Annotated in this window: 1 rRNA gene; it reads left to right on the top strand. The window is 53.1% G+C overall.

The annotated features are described in order from the left end of the window. Positions 1–1,653 (top strand): 23S ribosomal RNA (locus OZD64_RS03595); the annotation flags it as partial.

Below are 1,653 nucleotides of genomic sequence, written 5' to 3'. Positions count from 1 at the left end.
CCCGGGGAACTGAAACATCTCAGTACCTGGAGGAAAAGACATCAATTGAGATTCTGCTAGTAGTGGCGAGCGAACGCGGAACAGGCCAGTGGTCTTTGGAAGAGAAGCAGAACACTCTGGAAAGGGTGGCCATAGTGGGTGATAGTCCCGTATGCGTAGTGCTTTTAAAGATCCTTGAGTAGGGCGGGGCACGTGAAACCCTGTCTGAACATGGGGGGACCACCCTCCAAGCCTAAATACTCCCTGGTGACCGATAGTGAACAAGTACCGTGAGGGAAAGGTGAAAAGCACCCCGACGAGGGGAGTGAAATANTAGACCTGAAACCGAATGCCTACAAGCAGTCGGAGCCTCTTATGGGGTGACGGCGTACCTTTTGTATAATGGGTCAGCGAGTTTCTGTTTGCAGCAAGCTTAAGCCGGTAGGTGTAGGCGTAGCGAAAGCGAGTCTGAATAGGGCGTCTAGTTGCTGGCAGAAGACCCGAAACCGAGTGATCTAGCCATGGCCAGGCTGAAGGTGCGGTAACACGCACTGGAGGGCCGAACTCACGCCTGTTGAAAAAGTCGGAGATGAGCTGTGGCTAGGGGTGAAAGGCCAATCAAACTCGGAAATAGCTGGTTCTCCGCGAAATCTATTGAGGTAGACCGTCAGGTATTTACCCCGGGGGGTAGAGCACTGGATGGGCTAGGGGGGCCCAAAGCCTTACCAAACCTAACCAAACTCCGAATACCCGGAAGTATTAGCCTGGCAGACAGACAGTGGGTGCTAAGGTCCATTGTCGAGAGGGGAACAGCCCAGACCACCAGCTAAGGCCCCTAAATCGTGGCTAAGTGGGAAAGGATGTGGGGATTCCAAAACAACCAGGAGGTTGGCTTAGAAGCAGCCATCCTTTAAAGAAAGCGTAATAGCTCACTGGTCTAATAGAAACCCTGCGCCGAAAATGTAACGGGGCTCAAGCCACGTGCCGAAGCTGTGGGTGCATATCTATGATATGCGCGGTAGCGGAGCGTTCCGTAAGTCAGTGAAGGAGACGGGGTGACCCTCTCTGGAGATATCGGAAGTGCGAATGCTGACATGAGTAGCGACAAACAGTGCGAGAAACACTGTCGCCGAAAGTCCAAGGGTTCCTGCGCAAGGTTAATCCACGCAGGGTTAGTCGGCCCCTAAGGCGAGGGCGAGAGCCGTAGTCGATGGGAAACAGGTGAATATTCCTGTACCTGCCAGAAGTGACGAATGCGATATGTTGTCAGGTCTTAACGGATTGACCTGGCTTTTGGAGCATTCCAGGAAATAGCTCTGGCGTATAGACCGTACCCGAAACCGACACAGGTGGACTGGTAGAGAATACCAAGGCGCTTGAGAGAACGATGCTGAAGGAACTAGGCAAATTACTCGTGTAACTTCGGGATAAACGAGACCCGTTAGTGGGCAACCATTGGCGGGTGGCACAGACCAGGGGGTAGCGACTGTTTAGTAAAAACACAGGGCTCTGCGAAGTCGTAAGACGACGTATAGGGCCTGACGCCTGCCCGGTGCCGGAAGGTTAAGAGGAGGTGTGAGAGCACTGAATTGAAGCCCCGGTAAACGGCGGCCGTAACTATAACGGTCCTAAGGTAGCGAAATTCCTTGTCGGGTAAGTTCCGACCTGCACGAA

The sequence above is a fragment of the Wolbachia endosymbiont of Drosophila tristis genome, from assembly GCF_028981745.1.
GTDB classification, from domain to species: Bacteria; Pseudomonadota; Alphaproteobacteria; order Rickettsiales; family Anaplasmataceae; genus Wolbachia; species Wolbachia pipientis.
Note: the sequence above shows the minus strand (reverse complement) of the source record. Positions and strands in the feature narration are given on the sequence as shown.